We start from the raw sequence: 21,729 nt of genomic DNA, 5'->3' as shown, positions 1-21,729 counted from the left end.
CCGCAGGGCTACTCCCCGGTCGCCATCGCCGTGATCGTCTTCTTGACGCGCTGAATCGAGGCCGGGCTCATCGACAGTTCGGTGAGACCCATCTCCAGGAAGGCGGGGATGAGATCCGGCCGGCCCGCCGCCTCGCCGCACATGCCCACCATGATACCGGCGGCGACGCCGGCCCTGGCCGTCAGTTCGATCGCAGACATGACGGCTGGATTGGTGACGTCGTTGAGCTTCGCAACGGTCGGGTTGAGCCGGTCGGCGGCCATGATGTACTGGGTCAGGTCGTTGGTGCCTATCGAGAAGAAAGCCACCTCCTTGGCCAGTGCCGGAGCGATCAGCACCGCAGCCGGGGTTTCGATCATCACGCCGAGATCGAACGTCGCGTGCGGCACGCCTTCGGCCTGGAGTTCGGCGGCGCATTCGTCGACAAGAACACGCGTCTGCCGCACCTCGCCAAGATCGGAAACCATCGGCAGCATCACCTTGATGTTGCCGTGTACGGCGGCCCTTAGCAGCGCCCTGAGTTGGCGCTTGAAGATATCGGGCCGGTCGAGGCACATGCGGATGCCGCGCCAGCCGAGGAACGGATTTTCCTCGTCGGGAAACTCGATGCCGGCAATCGGCTTGTCGCCGCCGATGTCGAGCGTGCGCACGATGACCGGATAAGGCGCGAAGGCCTTGGCCAGCGCCGCATAGGTCTCGGCCTGCATGTCTTCCGACGGCAGGTGCATGTGACGCATGAACAGGAGCTCGGTGCGGAACAGGCCGACACCCATTGCGCCGGCTTCCTGCGCCGCCTCGATCTCCTCGAGCGAGCCTATATTGGCCGCGACTTCGATCAGCTTGCCGTCCGCCAGCTTCGGCGTCACCGTCTTGAAGGCGGCCAGGCCGGCACGTTCCTTCGCCGCCGCTTCGACCCGGCTGGCGAAATCGGCGCGTGTCGCCGCATCGGGATCGATGATCACCTGGCCGGTATTGCCGTCGAGCGCTACTTCTTGCGCCGTGCGCAAGGCATTGATCCGGTCGCCAAGGCCCAGTACCGCCGGAATGCCATGCGAGCGAGCGATGATGGCGATGTGCGAAGTGGCGCCGCCATGGCCGCACACCACGCCACCGATGCGTTTCAGCGGCGCACGCGCCAGGTCCCAGGCGCCGATGTCGTCGGCGATCAGGATCGCACCTTGCGAAATATTTTCGAGGCTGACGTCGTCTTGGCCCAGCAGCGCCAGGCAGATCTGCCGTCCGACCGCATGGACATCGTCCGCCCGCGCATTGAGGTAATGATCGTCGACGGCGCTGAAATCGGCGGCGATGGTGGAAGCGGCGGTGATCATGGCCGAGACGGCGTCATTGCCGCCCTTGATCGCCTTCTCGGCCTCGCCGGTCAGGCTGTCGTCGGCCGCGATATCCCTGAGCGCCGCCACGATGCCCCGGTCACCGGCCGACAGACTATCCTGCGCCAGCGCCCGATCCATACGCGCCTGGACAGCGGCGACAGCGGCGCGGAACCTGTCGATTTCGCCGGCGATCTCATCGGCTTGCAACATGCGGCCCCGTCCGGCGATGTCAGGCGGGAAATGCGCGAATGCCGGCCCGACGGCAACGCCCTCGCTTGCGGCGACACCACGCAAACCATTCGCTTCGGCTGATGCCGCCGGCGCGGATTGGGACGCAGGCGCCGCTTCCTTGCCTGCGTCATTCGCCGGGGCGTGGGCTTCGTCGTCGTCGAGACCCGCCTTGGGGTTCTCGAGATAGCCGATCAGCGCCTCGATCGCCTCGATGGCATCGGCGCCGTTCGCCCGCACGGTGACTTCCTGGTTTTCCTTGACCGCCAACAGCATCAGCTTGACCGAGCTCTTGGCGCTGACCGCCTTGCCGTCCTTGACCAGTTCGACGTCGGATTCGAAAGCCTTGGCGAGCTTGACGAAGCGCGTGGCGGGACGGGCGTGCAAACCTTCATGCACTCTGACGATGGTCGAGCGTTCCATGGCAAATACTCTGCTTTTTTGGGCGCCAAAGCCAGACCGGCTGGGGCGCGAATGCTTTCAGGCGGCGATGGTGATGATCGCGTCTGTTTTCAGGGCGGCCACGAGCGCTTGCGTATCAACCTGCGATGCACAGATCTCGCCCGGCCTTTCGGCCTCACTGGCGCCATTGAACGAGATGACGACGTGGCCCATCTCGAGGACCTTGCTCCAGGCGCTGGAGCCGACGGCGGTTATAACGGCCGAAACCGGGCCAAGGGTGATCGACGCGCCCTTTTCAGGCGCGCCGTCGCTGGGTCCGATCTCCGTCTTGTGGAGCACGGAAACCTCGGCAAGCTCCGGTGGCGAGCCATCCGCGAACAGGATGACCACGCCGCCCTCGGCGAGGTCCGCCACTTCGGGTCCTATTGCCGTGACCCGTGTCTTGAGAAGAACCGACATATGGCGAACCTCGTTATTTCTGGTGTCTAGAACACGATCAGGGAGACGATCCAGGCGATCAGCACCGAGACCGGACCCATGATCTGGCGGCTGATGAGCACCGCCGGCACGCCGATTTCGATGGTTTTCGGCTTGGCTTCACCCAGTGCAAGGCCGACAGGAACGAAGTCGCAGCCGACTTGGGTGTTGTAGGCAAACAGCGCCGGCAGCGCCATTGCCGGCGAAATCGTGCCGTTGGCGATCTGCGGGCCGATAATGGCGACGCCGATGACCTGCGCGATGACGGCGCCTGGCCCCAGGATGGGCGACAGGAACGGCAGGCCGCAGATGGCCGAGATGACCAGCAGGCCGACGATGTTGTTGGCCAGCGGTCCCATCGGCTGCGCCAGCACGTCGCCGATGCCGGTGTACAGGATCAGGCCGATAAGCATGGTCACGAAGGCCATGAACGGCAGCACGTTGCGGACGACCTGGTCGATGGTCCGGCGGCCGGCATTGAAGAAAATGCCGACGACACGACCCATGACGCGGCCAATCGTGCTGATGAACCCGATCAAGCCACCCTCGCTGGGCAGCGCCGTCGGCGTCGCAGTGCTGTTGTTTGAGCTCATCGACGCTGCTCCCCCTGCAGTTGTGACCGCCTCGGAACCGTCCGCCATTGTGACATTGGCCGGTTTCACGCCCGAAACATAGATATCCTCGGTGATGAACTGGGCGAGCGGCCCAGCCTGGCCGACCGGCGTCAGGTTGACGGTCGGGATACGCTTGCGCGGATAGACGCCGCATCGCGCGGTGCCACCGCAATCGACGACGACAACCGCCATCTCGCCTTCCACCGGCGGCGCCTTGAAACCGTCTACGGCTGTGGCGCCGGTCATGTCGGCGATGAGCTGGGCCACGGGATGGATCCCGCCACCGGTGACGGAGACGACCTTGTCGCGCTGCGCGGTCGGCTCGATGACGAGCGGGCCGCCCCAGCCGGTGGAACCCCGGGAGACTTTTACGGCTTTGTATGTCTTGGTCATAATGTCCTCCCCGCCCTTACAGTTCAACGCCCTGGCGGCGTGCCATGATGGCTGTGATGCGCTCGGTCAGCATGCCCTTGAGCAGGATCACGACGAGACCAACGATCGCGTACCAGATCGCCACCTTGACGTGGTAACCGGCGACGACAACGCCCCGCTTCTCGAGATCGAGCAAGGCAACGAGCATGCCTCCCCAGACGAAATATTCGCCAGGGTTGATGTGCGGGAAGAGGCCGAGCGGCGGATGCACGTAGGACACGGCCGCGTCGTAGAAGGCGGGCTTGTGCTTCTCTTCCAGGAACGACCCGAAGGTGTAGGCCATCGGGTTGGTGAGGAAAAACACCGCCAGCAGCGGTAGCACGGTATAGCGGGTCAGCGCGATGCGGCCAGCACCACGCGCCAGGCCGTGGACACGCTCTTCGCCGACCAGTTCGGTGACGGCGTAGAAGGCTGTCATCAGCACGACAAGTGTCGGGATGATGCCGGTGACAAAGCCGGCGAAAACCTCGCCGCCCTTCTGGAAGATGCCGATGAAGTACTTGCCGATGGCAGTGAGCCAGCCAAGCTGCTCTTCCTGCTGCACATTTTTCAGCTGTTCCTTCAGCTGCTCGGCGGTAACCGGCGCCCCGTCGGTCTGCGCCTGCGCAAGGATCACGAGATGATCGGAAGCATGCTCGACGGCGAGCCTGCCATGCAATGCAGCGTCCGAAACCATGGCACCCGCGATATGTAGGTTATGCACGGCCATGTCGGCATGCTGCGCCAACAACGAAAATACAGACATTTCTCCTCCTTATGCCGGCCCGCCGGTTGATCCCAGTCGGCGCACGGCCTCCTCTATCCCTTTGATCCAGAGGCGGATTCAGATTTCAGGTCGATTTGACCTGGAAATCATCCGACTCTAGGCCCTTGCTACATTCAAGCCGGCCAGGCCCGGCTTCTTCCCCGGCTCCGATCGTGCTTTGTCGATCTGTTCGATCGCCCGCTTCACGGCCTCGGCCACACCGGGTTCCCCCTCCCCCATGATCGCAGGGTTGGACCGGAGTCGATCGAGGGGGACACCCTCGAATTCTTCATGTCGCTTGAATTTGGTGAACACGGAACGGCCGCTCATCACCATCATGCGGCGCACGATCAGGTCGGGCGTAACCACGACCAGCGCGATTGTTCCCTTGGCAAATCGGCCGCGAAAATTGCCAGCGCCGACGAAGCCATCCTTGTACTGATCGGTGACGCCCCGAAAGACATCCGAATAGTGCCGCATCTGCAGCCAGACGCCGAGCGACTGCAACGCCCACACAATAACCAGCAGGAGCAGTCCCCACTGCCAAATCGCCATTCGGTTCTCCTCCCGAAGCCTTAGTCGAGGCGCACCTTGGACCGGCACGCGACAACAACAAAGTGAGAACATTTGTTTCCGCGAATGTCAATATGTATGATATTGGCCTCAGCCACGGTCATCCACAGGGCCGCCGCGCGATTTCGGCGGGGGCACGACTGTGCTAGCCTGTGAGGAAACGGGATACAGGAAATGGAACTGCCCTTCAGGGATGAACTGGCCCTCATGCCCGATCTGCGCCACCGGCTTCGGCAGTTGCGATGGTTCCGGGCCACCTTCCGCGGCAGCGCCAAGGTGGTTTCGGACACATTCGGCGTACGCTTCGAAATCGACGAGGCGAAGCTGACCCGGGCTTTTCTCGACTGGGTCGAGGTGATGGAAGCGCAGAAGCGCTTCGCCACGATCGACCGCGCCGATTTCATCGTCTTTGCCGCCGGCCTCGTGCTGCGCGAACTGATCAAGCAGGCGCCGGCCAGGGAGATCTCCGGCCTTAGCCACCTCATCGAAACGGATCAGAATGCCGGCACGCTGGACATCATCCGCTTCTGGCCGGAAGGCTTTCTCTACACCAACTACTGCGTCTCGGTGATTTCGGCCATTTACGAGCAGGAGTTCGGTTCAGCGCCTAGCATCGACAAATGCGCCGACGACCTGCGCACCTGGTGGTCCTATCGCGAAAACGTCACCGAAATGCCGGCCTATGCCGTGGCTTTCCTCGACCGCTTCCTGGGCGCGGAACCGAACTGGATCACGCCCGACCGCGCGCAGTCGCGGCAGGCCATGCAACGAGCGCTGGGGTCCTCCCGCGCTAGCGATGCCTTGCGCCAGCTTTGAATTGGCCTCTATTGCCCCCTATTCGAGAGGCCGCGAGTGCCCGCTATTGAACATTTGACTTTTTGTCGATAGCGATGTGCCAATTCTGACAGAGGCCGGGAGAAACGCGTGGCGCCGTCAAGACTGATCATTTTCGATTGCGACGGCGTTCTCGTTGACAGCGAGCCACTGGCCGCCAAGGCCTATGAACGTGTCTACGATAAGCATGGCATGCCGGGCGTTCACGGCGGTATCATCGCCCAGTGCGTCGGCATGAAGCAGGCCGACATCATCGTCAGGATCAAGGAATTGACCGGCCATCAGTTTCCCGCGACGGCCGATGGCGATATCTGGGCCGAGACTAAAGCCCTGTTTTCGCAGGAATTGAAGCCGACACCGGGAATCACCGCATTCCTGGAAACGCTCGAGGGCGGCAGTTGCGTTGCCTCGTCGTCCTCCGTCGAGCGCATCGACCACAGCCTGGCCATCACCGGACTGGCGCGGTTCTTCGGCGATGCGATCTACAGCTCCTCGATGGTCAAGAACGGCAAGCCGGCGCCTGATATTTTCCTGTTCGCCGCTGCGAAGATGGGGGCCAACCCGGCGGACTGCATTGTCATCGAGGATTCACCTTTCGGCATCGAGGGCGCGGTTGCCGCCGGCATGACCGCGATCGGCTATATCGGTGGCGGACATACTTATGCGGAACATGCCGCACGGCTGACGGCCGCCGGTGCCGATTTCATCTGCGCCGACTGGCATGAAGTTAGCCGGCAATTGTCCGGGCTGGATGTATCGGCCTAGCGAGCGGGTAGTCCAAGGCGCGCCCATTCGCCAGGCGGAATCACAGCTCCGACACGGAAGTCGAAGGACAAGACCCTGGTCGCGTCGCTGTCGACCTCGCAGCGGAAGCCCAGATGGAACCACGTGGTTGAGGTACGGAAAGCAACGTCAGGGGCGTCAAGAACATTGCCGGCCTTCAGCGGAACACTTGGAATCAAGATGGGAAAATAGGAGGCGTCCAGCAATTGCTGCTGCAACGCGCTGGCGCAAAGTTTGGCCCCACGTTGACCGCGAGGCACGTCACCCATCGAGGTCGTGGCCAGCGCGTCACCCGTAGCGCCCTGCGAGTAAAGCCTGCGAACGCCCGGAAGGCCTGAATACCTGCGCGATGCGGCGCTGGCTACATCAGTGGAACCTGGGCTTCCGGCGCCCCCATTTCGGGACTTCGCAACCTTTGAAGAACTGGGCTTCGGTGTATTTGTCGGTTTAGGCTCCGGCTTCGCAGCCGACATTGGAAGCTCGACCTCACCGCCCCCGTCTGTGGCCAGCGGCGTTGGTGCCGCGCCTGTCTGCTTGGCGGCGTCCTGCACTCCCGCCTGTTGTTTGGCGTCCTGCTGCTTATCTGCGTCCTGGGTCAGAGTTGCCTGCTTGTCCTGCGCGGGCTGGGTATCCTTCGCGTCGGCTACCGGCTTTTCGCCGGCCTCAGCTAAATCCGCCGGCTTCTCGGTCCCTGCCGGCACGTCGGATTGGGTCTCAGCAGGCTTCTGCACGACCGGCGGCTTCGATTCCTCATCCTTGGTCGGCGACGGCGAACTGTCTTGAGCGCTGGCCCCATCCAAGGATTTCCGGGGCCCCGCATCCTTGTCGCCGAACTGAAAAACAGGCTTCAGCACCTCGATTGGCGGAGGCTTCCGAGGTTGCGGAGCCGGCTTTTCAACTTTCTGCTCAGGCGGTTTTTCAACCCGCGGTTCCGGTGGCTTAGGGGACGGTACAGGGGCCGGTTTCGGTTTTGGCTGCTCGGGCGGGGGCACGAGCGCGACATTGACCGGTTCCTCCTCCTGCGGCTGTTGGCGAGGCGTGGGCAGGCCATAGATCAGGAGCCCCGCGACAAGCGCATGCAGGATCAGCGATGCGGGGATATCCCACAGCAAATTCCGACGCCGCTCTCCTGTCTCGCCCTTCATACTGACCGATGTGGAATGAAATAGCGGCGGCTTCAAGCATAAGCATTGGATTGGCGCAATTTGGCCGCTGACAGGTTGGTGATCTGGATCACCACGGGCAGGGCCGTGTTAGCGAGGCGTCGGCACGACATCGAGCAGGATGCGATCATTGCCGCTGCTCACGGCGAGGGCGGGTGCCACCCTTTTCGCCGAAACCGCCAAGCAGGTTCACTCATCACGAGGCTGCTCCCGCCGCCGGGATCAGCCAGCCGGATTTTATGCGCAGGCGCGCTTGCGCCCCGTTCTCCAGCACAACCGGATCGGGCTGTTCGAAATGCAAGGTGAGGTCGGGACCGGCCTTGGGCGTGAATTCGATGCGCGCCGCTCCGCCTTGGTAGACCGCCCGCTTGACGAGACCGTCGAAGCCCGAGGCATCGGCCGAAATCTCGATGTCGGCGGAGCGGCAGCAGATCCTGGCGCCGGCGCGCGGCCGCTCGCCACGCCGGCAGCGGACCACCAGCTCGCTTCCGAGTACCCGGACCTTGCAATAGCCGCTTTCCTCGCCCGTCAGCACCTCCGCCGGCAGCAGGATGCCTTGCGAAATGAAGGAAGCGACCATTTCATTTGCCGGCTCATGATAGAGGTCGCGCGGCCTCGCAAGCTGCGCCAGGAGTCCACGATCCATCACCGCGATGCGGTCGGCCAGCGCCATCGCCTCGGTCTGGTCATGGGTAATGTAGACGATGGTCGTGCCCGTGCGCTTGTGGAAGGCGGCGAACTCGTCCTCCATCGAGGCCCTGAGATGCACGTCTAGATTGGCGAGCGGCTCGTCGAACAGCACCAGCGAGGGTGCCGCCACCAGGCAACGCGCCAATGCCACGCGCTGGCGTTGGCCGCCGGAAAGATTGGCGGGCCTGCGCTCACCCAGGCCCTGCAGATTGACCAAGGCAAGCGCGTCTTCCACTTTTTGGCGCGCAACCGCCTTGTCGAGTTTGGCCACCTTCAGCGAATAGCCGATGTTCTCGGCGACACTCATGTGCGGCCACAGGGCGTAATTCTGGAAGACGATGCCGACGCGCCGCTTTTCCGGCGCGATGCTGCCGCCGCTGTTCGAAACGACATCGCCGCCGATGCGGATTTCGCCCGAGGTCACTTTCTCGAAACCGGCGATCAGCCGCAGCAACGTCGTCTTGCCGCAGCCGGAAGGTCCGAGCACCGCCAGAAACTCGCCGTCGCCGACGTCGATCGAGACATCCTTCACGGCATCGAAATCGGCGAAGCTCTTGGTCACGTGGTCCAGGGTCAGTCGCGCCATGGCAGAACTCCGCTCGGAAGATGAGGGGCAAGCAGGTTGGTCACCAGCATCAGCACGAAGCTAACCGCGACCGTGATGACGGACATCGCCGCCGCGTAGTTGGAATCGCCGCCCTGCTCGAAGGAAAACATCACCACGCCGATGGTCTCCGAACCCGAGGACCACAACAATGCCGAGACCGTGAGTTCACTGAGCGCCGTCATGAAGATCAAAAGGCCACCGGCGACCGCAGCCGGCGCGACCAGCGGAAAGAGGATGGTGCGCATGCGCGTGAACAGGCCGGCGCCCGCCACCTGCGCTGCCTCCTCCAGTGCCCGGTCGATCTGGTGATAGCCGCTGATGGTCGGCCGCAGCGCCAGCACCAGGAAGCGGGCGAGATAGGCATAGAGGATGATCCAGACAGTGTTGTAGAGCTGGATGCCGGTCAGCGGGATCGGCCGCAGGAACAAGAGAAGCGAAGCGATCGCCAGCACAACGCCGGGCAAGGCGTAGGGCAGTTCGACCGAGAGATTGAGCAGCCGCACCCAGCGCTGCTTGCCCCAGGCGATGAGATAGCCAACCGGCACGGCAACGATGACGGCGACGAACGCTGCAGCAATCGACAGCCAGAAACTGTTGAAGAAGGCGCGGGTGGCGGCATCATGCTCGAACAGCACGAAACGGTAATTGTCGAGCGTCGCCGTCTTGGCGGTGAGCGCAATGCCGTAGCCCGGCAGCAGCGAGGTCAATACCAGCCCTAAGAGCGGCAGGACCAGCACCAATACGATGAGCAGCCACATGCCGGCCTGGACGACCGGCCGCCAGCGGCCCAGTTCATAAGGTTCGGCCGGCAGCGCTGTCGAAGAGATGCGGTAGTCGCGGCGGCGGCTCATCACCTCCTGGGCGAGGATGCCGGCCATGGCGATGATGCCGATCAGCACGGACAGGAACGCGGTCTCGCCGAGCACCGCCGGACCGCCGCCGGCCAGCTTTTGATAGATGAGCGTCGGCAGCACCAGGTAGTTGGCGGGAATGCCGAGAAAGGCCGGAATGCCGAAATTGCCGACGCAGGAGACGAAGGCAAGTGCTGCCGCCGCCATGATGGAGGGCGTCATCAAGGGCAGCACGATGGTAGCCAGTACGGTGAACCAGTTTGCACCGCCGGCACGTGCGGCTTCGACCAGTTCGCGCGGCAGCTTGCGCAAGCCGGCCCGCACCAGCAGGAAGACCAGCGGCCCGTACTGTACGCCAAGCAGCAGGATGATGCCCGAGGTCGAATAGAGCGGGTTCTTCGTGCCGAGCGGGGGAGCCGCCCCGAAAAGCTTGAGGAACGGGCTCGCCGGACCAAACAGTTGCAGCCAGGCTAGCGCCGTCACCTGCGGCGCGATCATCAGCGGCATGACGTAGCAGAACACCAGGGCGCTTCGGCAGCGTATGTCGGTCAGCGAGACGAGCACGGCCACCAGTGTTCCCGAAAGCACCGCCAGAAGCGTGCCGCCAATGCCGACGACCAGCGTGTGCCACGTCGCGATCCAGGTTGCCGGGCTTCTCAGCCCGGCTTCCACGGCCGCGGTCGACAAGGTACCGCCGGGCGCCACGATCTCCTTGACGAGGCGCAGCATGGGCAACATCGAAAGCAGGACGATGACGACGGTCGCCGCCACCGTCAGGACCATTTCCTGGCCACGGCTTTCCCTGATGCGTGTCGGCATGATTGCGTTTCCTGGGGTCAATGCGACCGGGTGCGGTTCATTTTCGGCGCAATTCCGGACGGAAAACGCTTCGCACTTTTCCTGGAATTGCTCTGGCGAAGCGAGCGGGATGCCGCTGCCGGCACCCCGCCGCGATTGACGGTTCAGCCGCCGAACAGTTCCTGGAATTTCGCCTTGTCGGCGTCGGTCTTGGCGACGATCGCCTTGGTGTCGAACTTCATCACCTTGACCTTGACGCCTTCCGGCAGCCAGTCGGGACGGCCGACCGAGGCGCGTGCCGGCAGGTAGCCCATAGACAGCGCCAGCTTCTGGCCCTCATCGGACAGAATGAAGTCGACGAACTTCTTGGCGCCATCGACGTTCTTGGCGGTCTTCATGATGGCGACCGGCTCGGTCACGGCAGGCACGCCTTCGCTGGGGAACACGAACTCGACCGGCGAGCCCTTCTTCTTGGCGTTCATCGCCATGAAATCGACGAGGATGCCATAGGGCTTCTCGCCCGAAGCCACCGACTTCAGCACCGCGCCATTGCCGCGCACGCTGACGGTATTGTTGGTCTTCAGCTTCTGGAAGAAATCCCAGCCATAGTTGGTATCGCCGGCGAAGCCCGAAAGCAGGTAGGCGGCCGCACCCGAATAGAGCGGGCTTGGCATGACCAGGCCATCGGCATAGGCCGGCTTGGCGAGATCGGCCCAATGCTGCGGCTTTTCGGCGGCGGCGGTGTTGTAGACGATGCCGGTGGTGATCAGCTTGCTGCCGAAATAAGTCTTGTCGGCATCATAGGCATCCGCGTCGACCCCGTCGAGCTTGGCCTTGGGATAGGCCATCAGCCTGTCGTCCTTCTTCAGCAGTTCCATCGAGACCGCGTCGGCGATGAGCAGCACGTCGGGCTGCGGGCTGCCTGCGGCGAACTCGGCCGCCATCTTGGTCAGGATGTCGCTGGTTCCGGAGCGATAGATGGTGACGTCGATGCCGGGCTGCGCCTTCTTGAAGGCATCCACGGTCTTGGCCGCGTCCGCTTCCGGCTGGGATGTGTAGAGCGTCAGTGTTTCGGCATTTGCCACGCAGGCGAACAAAGTTGCCGCGAGCGCCAGTTGGCTGGCCAACAGCTTGATGAATAGCGTCTTCATGAGACCTCCTGTCCTGTCTGTGCATGACCGGTCTGGCCCCTGACCAGCACCCCGTCTCTTCCTCCCTGCACGGCGCATATGACTGGTGGATGACACAGCGCATCAAGGCTTGGATCAAGATGAGATCAGGCCGCCTTCTCGCGCGAGAGGCACGTCGACGCCCAACAGGCGCTTTGTGTAAGGCTCCGCCGGGAGGAATCTGGGCGAGAGGTCATCAGATAAAGCAACCCGGGGATCGGTGCTAGACCAGCATGCCCATCGGATTTTCGATCAGCTTCTTGAAGGCGACCAGCAGTTCGGCCCCCAGGGCTCCGTCGACGGCGCGATGATCGGTCGACAGCGTCACCGACATCACCGTGGCTATTTTGATCTCGCCGTTCTTGACCTCCGCCCGCTCCTCGCCGGCGCCGACCGCCAGGATCGTCGCATGCGGCGGGTTGATCACCGCGGCAAAATCCTTGATGCCGAACATGCCGAGATTGGAGACCGCCGTCGTACCACCCTGATACTCCTCGGGCTTCAGCTTGCGGCTGCGGGCGCGGCTGGCCAAATCCTTCATCTCGTTGGAGATGACGGACAGCGTCTTTTCGTCCGCATGCCGGATGATCGGCGTGATCAGGCCACCGGGGATCGACACGGCAACGCCGACATCGGCATGCTTGTGCTTGACCATGGCGCTCTCGGTCCACGAGGCATTGGCATCCGGCACCGCCTTTAGCGCCATGGCCATCGCCTTGATCACCATGTCGTTGACCGACAGCTTGTAGGCAGGCGCCTCACCCTTGTCGGTCTTCTTCACCGGCGCGGCGGCATTGAGTTGCGTGCGCAGGGCCAGCAGCGCATCGAGTTCGCAGTCGAGCGTCAGGTAGAAATGCGGGATGGTGGTTTTGGCTTCGACCAGGCGCCGCGCGATGGTCTTGCGCATGTTGTCATGCGGAATGAGTTCGTAGGAGCCTTCCTCGAACAGCTTCAGCACCTGGTCGTCCGACATTGGCTTCACCGCCGGCGCGGCGGCTGGTGCGCCAGCCGGAGCCTTGGCGGCGGGCGCTGCCTTGGCACCACCGCCGGCGATCGCGGCATCCACGTCTGCTTTCACCACCCGGCCATACGGGCCGGTGCCGGATATGGCTGAAAGGGTGAGGCCCGCCTCGCGCGCCAGACGGCGAGCCAGCGGTGTCGCGCGTCCGCCCGACGGCGACTGGCCAATCTCCCCGCCTGTGGGGGAGACACCCGGCAGGGCAGAGGGGGGCGTGACGGAATGAGGCGTTGGCGGGACAGCGCCCCCTTCTGTCGGCTCCGCCGACATCTCCCCCGCGAGGGGGAAGATTGGCGCCTTGTCCCCATACGTCTCATTCTCCGCATAGATCCACGCAACCGGCGCGCCGACCGGAATGTCGACACCTTCCTTGCCCGTCACGTCGCGCAACACGCCACTGGCCGGTGCATCGATTTCCATCGCCGCCTTGTCGGTCTCGATCTCGAACAGCACGTCGCCCTTCTTGACGTGCGCGCCTTCCTCGGCGAACCAGCGCGAGATCTGTCCGGTCGCCATGTCCATGTCGACCTTGGGAAGAATGACTTCGGTCGGCATGTCTCAGCGAACCCCTTTCACGAGGTCGCGCGCGGCGGTGATGATGTCGGGAACTTGCGGCACCGTGGCCTTTTCCAGCTCCGGATTGTACGGGATTGGCGTTTCCGCGCCACCCAGCCGCACGATCGGAGCGTCGAGGTAGTCGAACGCCTCGCTCTCGGCGATCATGGCGCTGACCTCGGCGCCGATGCCCAGCGTTTTGACTGCTTCATAGACGCACATCAGCCGCGACGTCTTCTTGACGCTATCGATGACCGTCTGCTTGTCCATCGGCCGGATGGTCCGGAGATCGACGACTTCGACGTCGATGCCTTCGGCCTCCAGCGTGGCGGCGGCGTCGAGCGCCTTCTGCACCATGATCGAGGTGGCGACGATCGTGAGGTCGCGGCCCTCGCGGCGGATGTCGGCCCTGCCGATCGGCACGGTGTAGTAGCCTTCCGGCACCGGCCCCTTCATCTTGTAGAGCAGCTTGTGCTCGAAGATCATCACCGGATCGGGATCGGCGACGGCAGCCAGAAGCATGCCCTTGGCATCATAGGGTGTCGCCGGCTGGATGACCTTCAGACCTGGCACATGGCCGAGCCAGGCTTCCAGGCTCTGGCTGTGCTGCGCCGCCGCACCCGTGCCGGAGCCGGCGGGAAACCGCATCACCACCGGCACTGAAACCTCGCCGCCCAGCATGAAGCGCATCTTCGCGGCCTGGTTGACGATCTGCTCCATGGCGAGCGTGGCGAAATCGGAAAACTGGAATTCGAAGATCGGCCGCATGCCGGTTAGCGCGGCGCCGACAGCAACGCCCGCACCGCCCAGTTCAGAGATCGGTGTGTCCAGCACCCGCTCAGCGCCATAGCGCTCGACCAGGTCGCCGGTCACCTGGAAGGCGCCGCCGTAGACGCCGATATCCTCGCCCATCAGGAAGACGCGGTCGTCCATGTCCATGGCAATCGCCATGGCCTCCTGGATCGCCTGGGCGTAGCTCAGTTCACGCACCATCGCGTCCATCACGCCTGCTCCGTATACACGTAATCTCCGGTCTCGCTGACGTCGGGCGAAGGGCTCGCCTTGGCGAACTCGATGCCGTCGGCGATCTCCCGCACCACCGCCTCGCGGATGGCCTCGATGCCCTTGTCGTCGATGAAACCGAATTCCCGCAGGTCGGTCTCGAAGAGCGTGATCGGATCGCGGTTGGACATCCAGTCCTCGATCTCCTCCTTGGTTCGGTAGCGATTGCGGTCGCTCTTGGAATGGCCGCGATGGCGATAGGTCTTGGATTCGATCAGCGTCGGCCCCTCGCCCGCACGTGCCCGCTCGACCGCCTTGTACGAAGCCTCGGCAACCTCGGAGAAGATGTTGCCGTTGACGATGACGCCCGGCATCGAATACGCGGCGGCGCGGTCGGCGATGTTCTTGACAGCGGTGGAGCGGGCCGTCGACGTCGACATGCCGTAGCCATTGTTCTCGCAGACGAAAATCACCGGCAACTTCCAGACCGCCGCCATGTTGAGCGCCTCGTGGAAGGCGCCTTCATTGTTGGCGCCGTCGCCGAAGAAGGAGACCACGACCTTGCCGGTCTTCATCATCTTGGAGGAGAGCGCGGCACCGACGGCGATCGGAATGCCGCCGCCGACAATGCCGTTGGCGCCGAGATTGCCCTTGGCGACATCGGCAATGTGCATCGAACCGCCACGGCCCTTGCAGTAGCCGGTGGTCTTGCCGAAGAACTCGGCGAACATGCGCTTGACCTCGGCGCCTTTGGCGATGCAATGGCCGTGGCCGCGATGGGTCGAGGTGATCTGGTCATCCTCGCCAAGCGGCATGCATATGCCCATGGCGCTGGCCTCCTGGCCGATCGACAGATGCATGGTGCCGTGGATGAAGCCCCGCGTGTAGCTTTCCTCCGCGCCCTCTTCGAAGCGGCGGATGAGGTACATCTTGTAGAGCACCTGCTTCAGTTGCTCGGCGCTGTATTGGCGATAGACGAAGGGCAGGTTGGCGCGGCTGTCCGCGACGGCTTTGCTGGCTCCGGCCATGATCAGGCCTCCACCGTTCCGTAGACGAGCTTGTCCTGGCGGGCGCGCAATTCGGCGATCTTGGAGCCCGCTGCCGGGGCGGCATTGGCGTAGGTGATGAGTTCGCCCTTCTTGATCGGCGCCGTCACCGAACCGCCCTGCAGCAGGCCGCAGGGAATGGCCCTGGCGGCATGCGCTTCCGGCGCCGTCATGATCCAGGCGCGATAGCAATATTCGCCGATCGCATCGAGCTTTTCGCCCGGCTGCATGTCTTTCTTGGCCACCGCGCAGACTTCGGCCACCGGCTTTGCCAGCGGCACCATGTCGGCCTTGCCGTAGAGCACGACGCGGGCGCAGGTCAGCGGCACTTCGAGCGACGTCAGGTGATAGGGGCGGTGGAAGGTGAAGTACGGACCCTTGCCCATCTTCAAATCTTCCATGCGTTCCGAGATGCGCGGATGCGACATGTCGGCGACGACGAAGACGCCGGGCGCGACACCCTTGCCGATCGAATAGTCGACGACGCCGACCCTGGACAACACGCCGCCGTCCTTCTGCGGCACCAGCACCTTGTTCAATTCGCCGAGCGTCGCGGCCGGGCCATGCATGCCGGCCCTGTCGGGCACCAGGCCGGTGGCGTTGGCGATCGCCGCCATCTCGACCATGGTCTTGGAACCGTCGACGAACTCGACCAGCATGCGCACATTCATGTGCCGGCGCCTGGCCTCTTCCTCATAGGCGGGCGGCGTGGCGTCGATGTTGAGCGGGTTGTTCTTGCCCTTGCCGGCGGCGACGATCGGGTGGCCCATGGCCGAAACGAATTCGATCAGCTCCATGCAGGAGGACGGCTCGTCGCCGGCGCCCAGCGAATAGGTGACGCCGAGCCGGTCGGCCTCGCTCTTGAGATAAGCGCCGATGGTGACGTCGGCCTCGACATTCATCATCACCAGATGCTTGCCATGCTCCATGGCGCGCAAACCGATCTCTGCGCCGACGGCGGGAACACCGGTCGCATCGATGACGACGTCGATAAGATCGTTGTTGATGACCAGGCTGGCGTCGTTGGTCACCGCCACCTTGCCGGCCTCCATGGCAGCCGTCATCGTCGAAGCGTTCGAAACTTCGCGCGCATGGCCGGTTTCCTGGAAGGCGATGTCCACCGCCTTGCTGGCGGCGGGCAGGTTCAGTTCGGAGATGGCACCGATCTCGATGCCCGACATATGGGCGACACGGGTGACGATGTCGGTTCCCATCTCGCCCGACCCGATCAGACCGATGCGGATCGGCTTGCCCGATTTGCCGCGTTCCTCGAGGTCGCGGGCAAGGCCCGTCAACGAAACATTGGAAGCCATACCACTCATTCCTCCCATAATGCAGGCCTGTTCAATTGCCTGACGGGTATTGAACATCTGTATTTCTGTCAAGACTAATGTCCAAATCCGTGTGCTTTTGCGGCACTTTCCCGGGGTCCACCGCAGGGTGGGAAAGAGGTCGGGAAAGCCGGCAAATCGCGGAATTCATTGGCCCACTCGGGCTCACAGTTGAGCGGTCGGCGTCCTGCTCCTGTTGGCGGTGTATCCGGCAACAGGAAAATCGTGAAAATGGACGACCACTCCATCGGCATCGATTAAGATCACGGCATAAGCGGGTGGCTCGTGGCCCAGCCGCCAGCTGTCCGAAAAATCGAGGGCGCTCTGATGGTTGGTGCTGCGCAGCGTGCTGACCGGTATGCCGCGCCAGCTGCCGGCGATCAGCCTGTGGACGTGGCCGGCAAAGATGTGGCCGACATTGCCGTGGCGCAGGAGAACGTCATGGAAGGTATCGGCGTCGGCGAGCTTGACCTCGTCAAGCACCGGCATGTGGATCCGGAACGGCGGATGGTGCATGAAGAGGAAGACCGGCCGGTCGCGGGCTTCCTGCAACTTCTCGTCCAGCCAGTCCAGCCGTGCCGGGCACAGCCTGCCCTCGACATGTCCGCTGTCCAGCGTATCGAGCAGGATCAGGCGGCCATCGCTGCCATCGAAAACGCTCTGGACGAACCCGCGCTCGGCTGGCGTTTGTGGGAACATCTCGACAAAAAGCGCACGGTCGTCGTGGTTGCCGAGCATCAGCCGGCAAGGCGGCACGAACCCCGACAGCGCCTCCCTCAATGCCGCATAGGCGGCGCGCTCGCCATCATTGGTCAGGTCGCCTGATATCACCACCAGATCGGCATCGGCATGGTTCCTGCCGATGTCCGCCAGGCAGGCCTCCAGCCGGTCGAGCGGATCGGAGCCATGGAGACGACCACCCGGCGCCATCAGATGCGGATCGGAGAGCTGGATGATTTTCATGGGCCCGCGCACTGCTTCCTGCCGGCGCCCCTGGCGTCGGCCTGAAGGCGTTATCTCTCGACCAGCTCTACTGTGCCGTCCAGCCGCCGTCCATCGGCAAGGTCGTGCCGGTGATCTGCTTGGCTGCATCCGAGCACAGGAACAGCGTCAGCGCCGCAAGCTCTTCCACGGTGACGAATTCCTTGGTCGGCTGCGCGGCCAAGAGCACGTCGTGCTTGACCTGTTCCTCGGTCATGCCGCGCGCCTTCATCGTGTCGGGGATCTGCTTCTCGACCAGCGGCGTCCAGACATAGCCGGGCGCGATCGCGTTGACGGTGATGCCGTCCTGCGCGACTTCCAGCGCCACCGTCTTGGTCAGGCCCGATATGCCATGCTTGGCCGAGACATAGGCCGACTTGAATGGCGAGGCGACGAGCGCATGCGCCGAGGCCGTGTTGATGATGCGGCCCCATTTGCGGCTCTTCATGCCTGGCACCACCGCCTTGATGGCGTAGAAGGCGGCCAAAAGGTTGATGCGGATGATGGCTTCCCACTTGTCGTCGGGAAACGCCTCGATCGGCGCCACATGCTGGATGCCGGCATTGTTGACCAGGATGTCCAGGCTGCCGAATGCCTCTTCGGCGTCATGGACCATGGCGGTGACGGCGGCGCCGTCCATCATATTGGCATCGGAGTAGCGGCACTTGACGCCGAAATCCTTCTCGATGCCGGCGCGCTCCTGCTCGATGGCGGCGGCGTCGCCCAGGCCATTGATGGTGACGTTGGCGCCCTCGGCGGCAAAGGCGCGGGCGATTGCCAAGCCGATGCCGCTAGTCGAGCCGGTGACAAGCGCATTCTTCGAAGACAGGGAACCCATGGGAGATCTCGCAAGAGGTGGGAGGAACTGATGAGAATAGTTTGTGCGACGCAACACGACAATGCCACGGCCATATGTCGGCTCGATTACAGCCCCGCGACGGCCTTTGCCAGCTCCGTGAGAAGGCGTCTTCGAGGTGACACGGCATTGTCATGGTGCCGTGCAACATATTTGCCAGCGCATTCGCGCGGGGTCATTTTCGAACCGTTGGGGGCACCTGGATGGAAATCGCCGATGTCGTGAAGCGCGCCTATGCGATGCCGCTCACCAATCCCTCCTTCCCGCCGGGTCCTTATCGTTTCTTCGACCGCGAATACATCATCATCACCTACCGCACGACACGCGAGGCGCTCGAAGCCGTCGTGCCGGCGCCGCTGGAAATCGACGAGCCGCTGGTCAAGTACGAATTCATCCGCATGCCGGACTCAACCGGTTTCGGCGACTACACCGAGACCGGCCAGGTCATCCCGGTGCGCTACAAGGGCCAGCATGGCGGCTATGTCCATTCGATGTATCTCGACGACGACGCGCCGATCGCCGGCGGGCGTGAACTGTGGGGTTTCCCGAAAAAGCTTGCCAATCCCAAGATCGTTCATGAAGGCGAGGTGATCGTCGGCACGCTGCACTATGGTAGCGTGCTCTGCGCCACCGGCACGATGGGTTACAAGCACAGTGAGGCTGATCATGACCAGGTGCTCGCTTCGCTCGCCGCCCCCAATTTCCTGATCAAGATTATCCCGCATGTCGACGGCACGCCGCGCATTTGCGAGCTGGTCCGCTACTACCTCACTGATATCACGCTCAAGGAAGCGTGGACGGCGCCGGCCGCGCTCGATCTGCGGCCTCATGTCATGGCCGACGTGGCGAAGCTGCCTGTGCTTGACATCGTGTCGGCGGTTCACTTCAAGGCCGATCTGACGCTCGGCCTGGGCGAAGTCGTGCATGATTACCTCCCTGACCACAGCCGATCCGCTGCCAGCGCAACCGAGCTGGAGAAAGTCGGTGCTTGAGCGCAACCGCAACAAGGCAGCCGCCGCCACCATCGAGGAAATCACGGCGCAGTATGACCGTATCGCGCTGGTCTTTCAGGGCGGCGGCGCGCTCGGCGCCTATCAGGCAGGGGTCTACCAGGCGCTGGCCGACGCAGGCTGCGAGCCGAGCTGGCTATCAGGCGTCTCAATCGGCGCCATCAACGCCGCGATCATCGCCGGCAATGAACCGAGCCGCCGGCTGCAACGGCTGGAACAGTTCTGGCAGACGATTTCCGGCCGCAAGATCTGGTCCTACACGCCCGAAGGTGACATCTACCGCGACATCCGCAACCAGACCTCGTCGTTGATGACGATGACGATGGGCCAGCCCGGCTTCTTCAAGCCGCGCAATCCCAATCCCTGGTTCCAGCTGTCGGGAGCGGAAGGCGCCACCAGCTTCTACGACACCGCCGAGTTGAAGGACACGCTGGAGAGCCTGATCGATTTCGACGTGCTGAACGACGGCAAGAAGCGGCTGAGCGTCGGCGCGGTCAATGTCAGGACCGGTAACTTCGTCTATTTCGACACCGAGAACGTGCGTATCGAGCCGGAGCACATCATGGCGAGCGGCGCGCTGCCGCCGGCCTTCCCCTCGATCCGCATCGAGGGCGAGTATTACTGGGATGGCGGCATCGTCTCCAACACGCCGCTGCAATATCTGCTCGACCAGGAAGAGGACCGTTCCTCGCTGGTCTTCCAGGTCGATCTGTTCAGCGCCCGCGGCGTGCTGCCGCGCGGCATGGCCGACGTGCTGTCGCGCCACAAGGACATCATGTATTCGAGCCGTACGCGGCAGAACACCGACAATTTCGAGCGCATCCATGCGCTGAAGATGAAGCTGCTCGATGCGCTGAAGCGCGTGCCGCCGGAGCAGCTTAGGGACGGCGAGCAGGAGTTGATCGCCGACTATTCCAACGCCGGCGTGGTCAACATCGTCCACCTGATCTACCAGCACAAAGGCTATGAGGGCCACGCCAAGGACTACGAGTTTTCGGGCACCTCGATGCGCGAGCATTGGGAGATGGGCCTCGAGGACACCGAGCGCACGCTGCGTCACAAGAAATGGCTGATGCTGCCGACCAATGCCGACGGCGTCACCATCCACGACCTGCATCGCGAAGATCCGACCTGAAGGTCAGCCCTGAAACGCCTTGGTCCGGAATGCCGGGCCGGGCTCAAAATCTGAGATTGGCGCCGGCTCTCAGCAGGAGCCAGTAGAACAGGCCGGTCGCGCCCGCCGCGATCAACAGCGCCAGCTCGAAGCCGCCCGGTGTTTGCGTGAGCGGCAGCCCGGCGGTGTTCATGCCGAACATGCCGACGATCAGCGAGCCCGGCAAAAGCAGCGCGCTCATCACCGCCAGCGCCTTCAGGCTGCGGTTGGATTCGTCCGCGAGCTCGGCGGCGACCTCCTCCTGCAACAGCCGCGCACGGTCGTTGACCATGACGACTTCGCGGTCGAGCCTTTCGAGCCGCGTGGTAAGCCGGCGCAGGATCTCGTGCGCCCCTCCCGACAGCTTCCAGTCCGACCGGTCCTCGTCCTGGAAAAGTGCCGCCAGCGCCGAGATCGGGCCGTGCAGGGAGACCGCCAGCCGGCGAACATCTTTCAGCCGCCGCCTTTCGTCGGCAAGCCGTTCGGTCACCAGATGATCTTCCACCTCGTCGAGCCGCTTGGTGGCGGCTGCGAGCCGCAGGCTCGTTCCGCCGCAGAACGCCAGCACGATCGCCTCGAACAGTTCGAAGGCGGTGGCGGGCCGCAGCCCCTCGGCCAGCGCCTCATGCACCTCCTCGACCGCTGCCAGCGAATGGCGGCGGCCGGTCACCAGCAGCCGCTCCGAGACCGCGAAGCGCAATCTGCCGATGGTGGTCGACTGACGCGCGATTTCGCTGTGCAGGTCGGCCGAAATGCCATGAACCACACCGCCCTCATGCGCCAGCGCGGGGCTGTCCTCATGGCCTTCGAGGATCGCGTTGGCCGAAGCCGGCAAGTCGCAGGTACGGCTGACCCAGGAATGGGCGCGCTGGTCGACGAGATCGACATGCAGCCACACCCAGCCTTCCGGCATCGCCAGTGCTGTGGCGATGCCGCGCGGAGCAAGCGCCACCGGCGGTTTGCCTGGCAAGCCGTGACAGGCCCAGACCAGGCCAGGCGCCGGATGCTGGTCGTCCACGGCAAGCAGGGCCAGATGCGATGCGTCGTTCATGACTGCCGCCCGAAATCGTCGCGAAC

The 21,729-nt window shown here is 63.5% G+C and carries 20 protein-coding genes; 4 read left to right on the top strand and 16 right to left on the bottom strand.

Annotated features, from left to right (window positions below):
* Window positions 1-8 precede the first annotated feature (8 nt).
* The 5 genes from ptsP to FJ434_RS14385 all read right to left on the bottom strand — a co-directional run bounded on the left by ptsP (window position 9) and on the right by FJ434_RS14385 (window position 4,787).
* The gene (gene ptsP / locus FJ434_RS14405) at window positions 9-1,985 is read right to left on the bottom strand and encodes a phosphoenolpyruvate--protein phosphotransferase (RefSeq protein ID WP_140748011.1); all 1,977 of its coding nucleotides are present in this window, start codon (window positions 1,983-1,985) and stop codon (window positions 9-11) included.
* Between the two features lie 57 nt (window positions 1,986-2,042).
* The gene (locus FJ434_RS14400; RefSeq protein WP_140503398.1) at window positions 2,043-2,423 is read right to left on the bottom strand and encodes a PTS glucitol/sorbitol transporter subunit IIA; all 381 of its coding nucleotides are present in this window, start codon (window positions 2,421-2,423) and stop codon (window positions 2,043-2,045) included.
* 26 nt (window positions 2,424-2,449) lie between these two features.
* A complete protein-coding gene (locus FJ434_RS14395; RefSeq protein ID WP_140503400.1) occupies window positions 2,450-3,448 on the bottom strand; it encodes a PTS glucitol/sorbitol transporter subunit IIB in 999 nt (332 codons plus the stop codon).
* A gap of 16 nt (window positions 3,449-3,464) precedes the next feature.
* On the bottom strand, window positions 3,465-4,232 hold the full coding sequence (locus tag FJ434_RS14390; RefSeq protein ID WP_027143558.1) for a PTS glucitol/sorbitol transporter subunit IIC: 768 nt from the start codon (window positions 4,230-4,232) through the stop codon (window positions 3,465-3,467).
* A gap of 117 nt (window positions 4,233-4,349) precedes the next feature.
* A complete protein-coding gene (locus tag FJ434_RS14385; protein ID WP_015315467.1) occupies window positions 4,350-4,787 on the bottom strand; it encodes a transcriptional regulator GutM in 438 nt (145 codons plus the stop codon).
* Between the two features lie 192 nt (window positions 4,788-4,979).
* Between FJ434_RS14385 and FJ434_RS14380 the strand changes: the two genes are divergently transcribed.
* The gene (locus FJ434_RS14380) at window positions 4,980-5,621 is read left to right on the top strand and encodes a hypothetical protein (RefSeq protein WP_140748013.1); all 642 of its coding nucleotides are present in this window, start codon (window positions 4,980-4,982) and stop codon (window positions 5,619-5,621) included.
* A gap of 108 nt (window positions 5,622-5,729) precedes the next feature.
* Entirely contained in the window at window positions 5,730-6,404 is a 675-nt protein-coding gene (locus FJ434_RS14375) for an HAD family phosphatase (RefSeq protein WP_140748015.1), read from the top strand.
* Here FJ434_RS14375 and FJ434_RS14370 read toward each other — a convergent pair.
* The 10 genes from FJ434_RS14370 to FJ434_RS14325 all read right to left on the bottom strand — a co-directional run bounded on the left by FJ434_RS14370 (window position 6,401) and on the right by FJ434_RS14325 (window position 18,471).
* Window positions 6,401-7,567, bottom strand: a complete 1,167-nt coding sequence (locus FJ434_RS14370; RefSeq protein WP_140748146.1) for a DUF930 domain-containing protein — start codon at window positions 7,565-7,567, stop codon at window positions 6,401-6,403. The two genes, FJ434_RS14375 and FJ434_RS14370, sit on opposite strands and share 4 nt — an antisense overlap.
* A 214-nt stretch (window positions 7,568-7,781) precedes the next feature.
* On the bottom strand, window positions 7,782-8,861 hold the full coding sequence (locus FJ434_RS14365) for an ABC transporter ATP-binding protein (RefSeq protein ID WP_140748017.1): 1,080 nt from the start codon (window positions 8,859-8,861) through the stop codon (window positions 7,782-7,784).
* Window positions 8,849-10,552 (bottom strand): iron ABC transporter permease, encoded by a 1,704-nt coding sequence (locus tag FJ434_RS14360; protein WP_140748019.1) that lies wholly within the window; start codon window positions 10,550-10,552, stop codon window positions 8,849-8,851. Before FJ434_RS14360 ends, FJ434_RS14365 begins: the two co-directional genes overlap by 13 nt.
* Before the next feature lie 143 nt (window positions 10,553-10,695).
* Window positions 10,696-11,682 carry an ABC transporter substrate-binding protein gene (locus FJ434_RS14355; protein ID WP_140748021.1) on the bottom strand — a complete coding sequence of 329 codons (987 nt, stop codon included), beginning with the start codon at window positions 11,680-11,682 and terminating at the stop codon, window positions 10,696-10,698.
* Window positions 11,683-11,923: 241 nt separating this feature from the next.
* A complete protein-coding gene (locus tag FJ434_RS14350; RefSeq protein ID WP_140748023.1) occupies window positions 11,924-13,273 on the bottom strand; it encodes a pyruvate dehydrogenase complex dihydrolipoamide acetyltransferase in 1,350 nt (449 codons plus the stop codon).
* 3 nt (window positions 13,274-13,276) lie between these two features.
* Entirely contained in the window at window positions 13,277-14,275 is a 999-nt protein-coding gene (locus FJ434_RS14345; protein WP_140503416.1) for an alpha-ketoacid dehydrogenase subunit beta, read from the bottom strand.
* The gene (locus tag FJ434_RS14340) at window positions 14,275-15,303 is read right to left on the bottom strand and encodes a thiamine pyrophosphate-dependent dehydrogenase E1 component subunit alpha (RefSeq protein WP_140712862.1); all 1,029 of its coding nucleotides are present in this window, start codon (window positions 15,301-15,303) and stop codon (window positions 14,275-14,277) included. Before FJ434_RS14340 ends, FJ434_RS14345 begins: the two co-directional genes overlap by 1 nt.
* Window positions 15,304-15,305: 2 nt before the next feature.
* Window positions 15,306-16,634 (bottom strand): NAD(P)H-dependent oxidoreductase, encoded by a 1,329-nt coding sequence (locus FJ434_RS14335; RefSeq protein ID WP_140748024.1) that lies wholly within the window; start codon window positions 16,632-16,634, stop codon window positions 15,306-15,308.
* A 183-nt stretch (window positions 16,635-16,817) separates the two neighbouring features.
* Window positions 16,818-17,615, bottom strand: a complete 798-nt coding sequence (locus FJ434_RS14330; protein WP_140748025.1) for a phosphodiesterase — start codon at window positions 17,613-17,615, stop codon at window positions 16,818-16,820.
* Window positions 17,616-17,682: 67 nt separating this feature from the next.
* Window positions 17,683-18,471: a 3-hydroxybutyrate dehydrogenase gene (locus FJ434_RS14325; RefSeq protein ID WP_140748026.1), complete on the bottom strand. Its 789-nt coding sequence runs from the start codon at window positions 18,469-18,471 to the stop codon at window positions 17,683-17,685.
* A 221-nt stretch (window positions 18,472-18,692) separates the two neighbouring features.
* Between FJ434_RS14325 and FJ434_RS14320 the strand changes: the two genes are divergently transcribed.
* Together FJ434_RS14320 and FJ434_RS14315 are read left to right on the top strand one after the other, a co-directional pair.
* Window positions 18,693-19,481: an acetoacetate decarboxylase gene (locus FJ434_RS14320; protein WP_140503424.1), complete on the top strand. Its 789-nt coding sequence runs from the start codon at window positions 18,693-18,695 to the stop codon at window positions 19,479-19,481.
* Window positions 19,474-20,634, top strand: a complete 1,161-nt coding sequence (locus FJ434_RS14315; protein ID WP_140503426.1) for a patatin-like phospholipase family protein — start codon at window positions 19,474-19,476, stop codon at window positions 20,632-20,634. The genes FJ434_RS14320 and FJ434_RS14315 overlap by 8 nt, the downstream gene beginning before the upstream one ends.
* A 43-nt stretch (window positions 20,635-20,677) precedes the next feature.
* Here the strand turns inward: FJ434_RS14315 and FJ434_RS14310 are convergent, their stop codons facing one another.
* Entirely contained in the window at window positions 20,678-21,703 is a 1,026-nt protein-coding gene (locus FJ434_RS14310) for a transporter (RefSeq protein ID WP_181165925.1), read from the bottom strand.
* Window positions 21,704-21,729 lie beyond the last annotated feature (26 nt).

Origin of the sequence: Mesorhizobium sp. B2-5-13 (assembly GCF_006440535.1) — a bacterium.
GTDB classification, from domain to species: domain Bacteria; phylum Pseudomonadota; class Alphaproteobacteria; order Rhizobiales; family Rhizobiaceae; genus Mesorhizobium; species Mesorhizobium salmacidum.
The sequence above is the reverse complement of the archived record's forward strand: the minus strand, read 5'-3'. Positions and strand labels throughout refer to the sequence as shown.

Coding starts and splice junctions, on each gene's coding strand:
- FJ434_RS14365 (WP_140748017.1), bottom strand. CDS start 8,861: ATGGCGCGACTGACCCTGGACCACGTGACCAAGAGCTTCGCCGATTTC.
- FJ434_RS14360 (WP_140748019.1), bottom strand. CDS start 10,552: ATGCCGACACGCATCAGGGAAAGCCGTGGCCAGGAAATGGTCCTGACG.
- FJ434_RS14390 (WP_027143558.1), bottom strand. CDS start 4,232: ATGTCTGTATTTTCGTTGTTGGCGCAGCATGCCGACATGGCCGTGCAT.
- FJ434_RS14385 (WP_015315467.1), bottom strand. CDS start 4,787: ATGGCGATTTGGCAGTGGGGACTGCTCCTGCTGGTTATTGTGTGGGCG.
- FJ434_RS14370 (WP_140748146.1), bottom strand. CDS start 7,567: ATGAAGGGCGAGACAGGAGAGCGGCGTCGGAATTTGCTGTGGGATATC.
- FJ434_RS14320 (WP_140503424.1), top strand. CDS start 18,693: ATGGAAATCGCCGATGTCGTGAAGCGCGCCTATGCGATGCCGCTCACC.
- FJ434_RS14340 (WP_140712862.1), bottom strand. CDS start 15,303: ATGGCCGGAGCCAGCAAAGCCGTCGCGGACAGCCGCGCCAACCTGCCC.
- FJ434_RS14380 (WP_140748013.1), top strand. CDS start 4,980: ATGGAACTGCCCTTCAGGGATGAACTGGCCCTCATGCCCGATCTGCGC.
- ptsP (WP_140748011.1), bottom strand. CDS start 1,985: ATGGAACGCTCGACCATCGTCAGAGTGCATGAAGGTTTGCACGCCCGT.
- FJ434_RS14330 (WP_140748025.1), bottom strand. CDS start 17,615: ATGAAAATCATCCAGCTCTCCGATCCGCATCTGATGGCGCCGGGTGGT.
- FJ434_RS14310 (WP_181165925.1), bottom strand. CDS start 21,703: ATGAACGACGCATCGCATCTGGCCCTGCTTGCCGTGGACGACCAGCAT.
- FJ434_RS14335 (WP_140748024.1), bottom strand. CDS start 16,634: ATGGCTTCCAATGTTTCGTTGACGGGCCTTGCCCGCGACCTCGAGGAA.
- FJ434_RS14355 (WP_140748021.1), bottom strand. CDS start 11,682: ATGAAGACGCTATTCATCAAGCTGTTGGCCAGCCAACTGGCGCTCGCG.
- FJ434_RS14325 (WP_140748026.1), bottom strand. CDS start 18,471: ATGGGTTCCCTGTCTTCGAAGAATGCGCTTGTCACCGGCTCGACTAGC.
- FJ434_RS14350 (WP_140748023.1), bottom strand. CDS start 13,273: ATGCCGACCGAAGTCATTCTTCCCAAGGTCGACATGGACATGGCGACC.
- FJ434_RS14345 (WP_140503416.1), bottom strand. CDS start 14,275: ATGGACGCGATGGTGCGTGAACTGAGCTACGCCCAGGCGATCCAGGAG.
- FJ434_RS14400 (WP_140503398.1), bottom strand. CDS start 2,423: ATGTCGGTTCTTCTCAAGACACGGGTCACGGCAATAGGACCCGAAGTG.
- FJ434_RS14395 (WP_140503400.1), bottom strand. CDS start 3,448: ATGACCAAGACATACAAAGCCGTAAAAGTCTCCCGGGGTTCCACCGGC.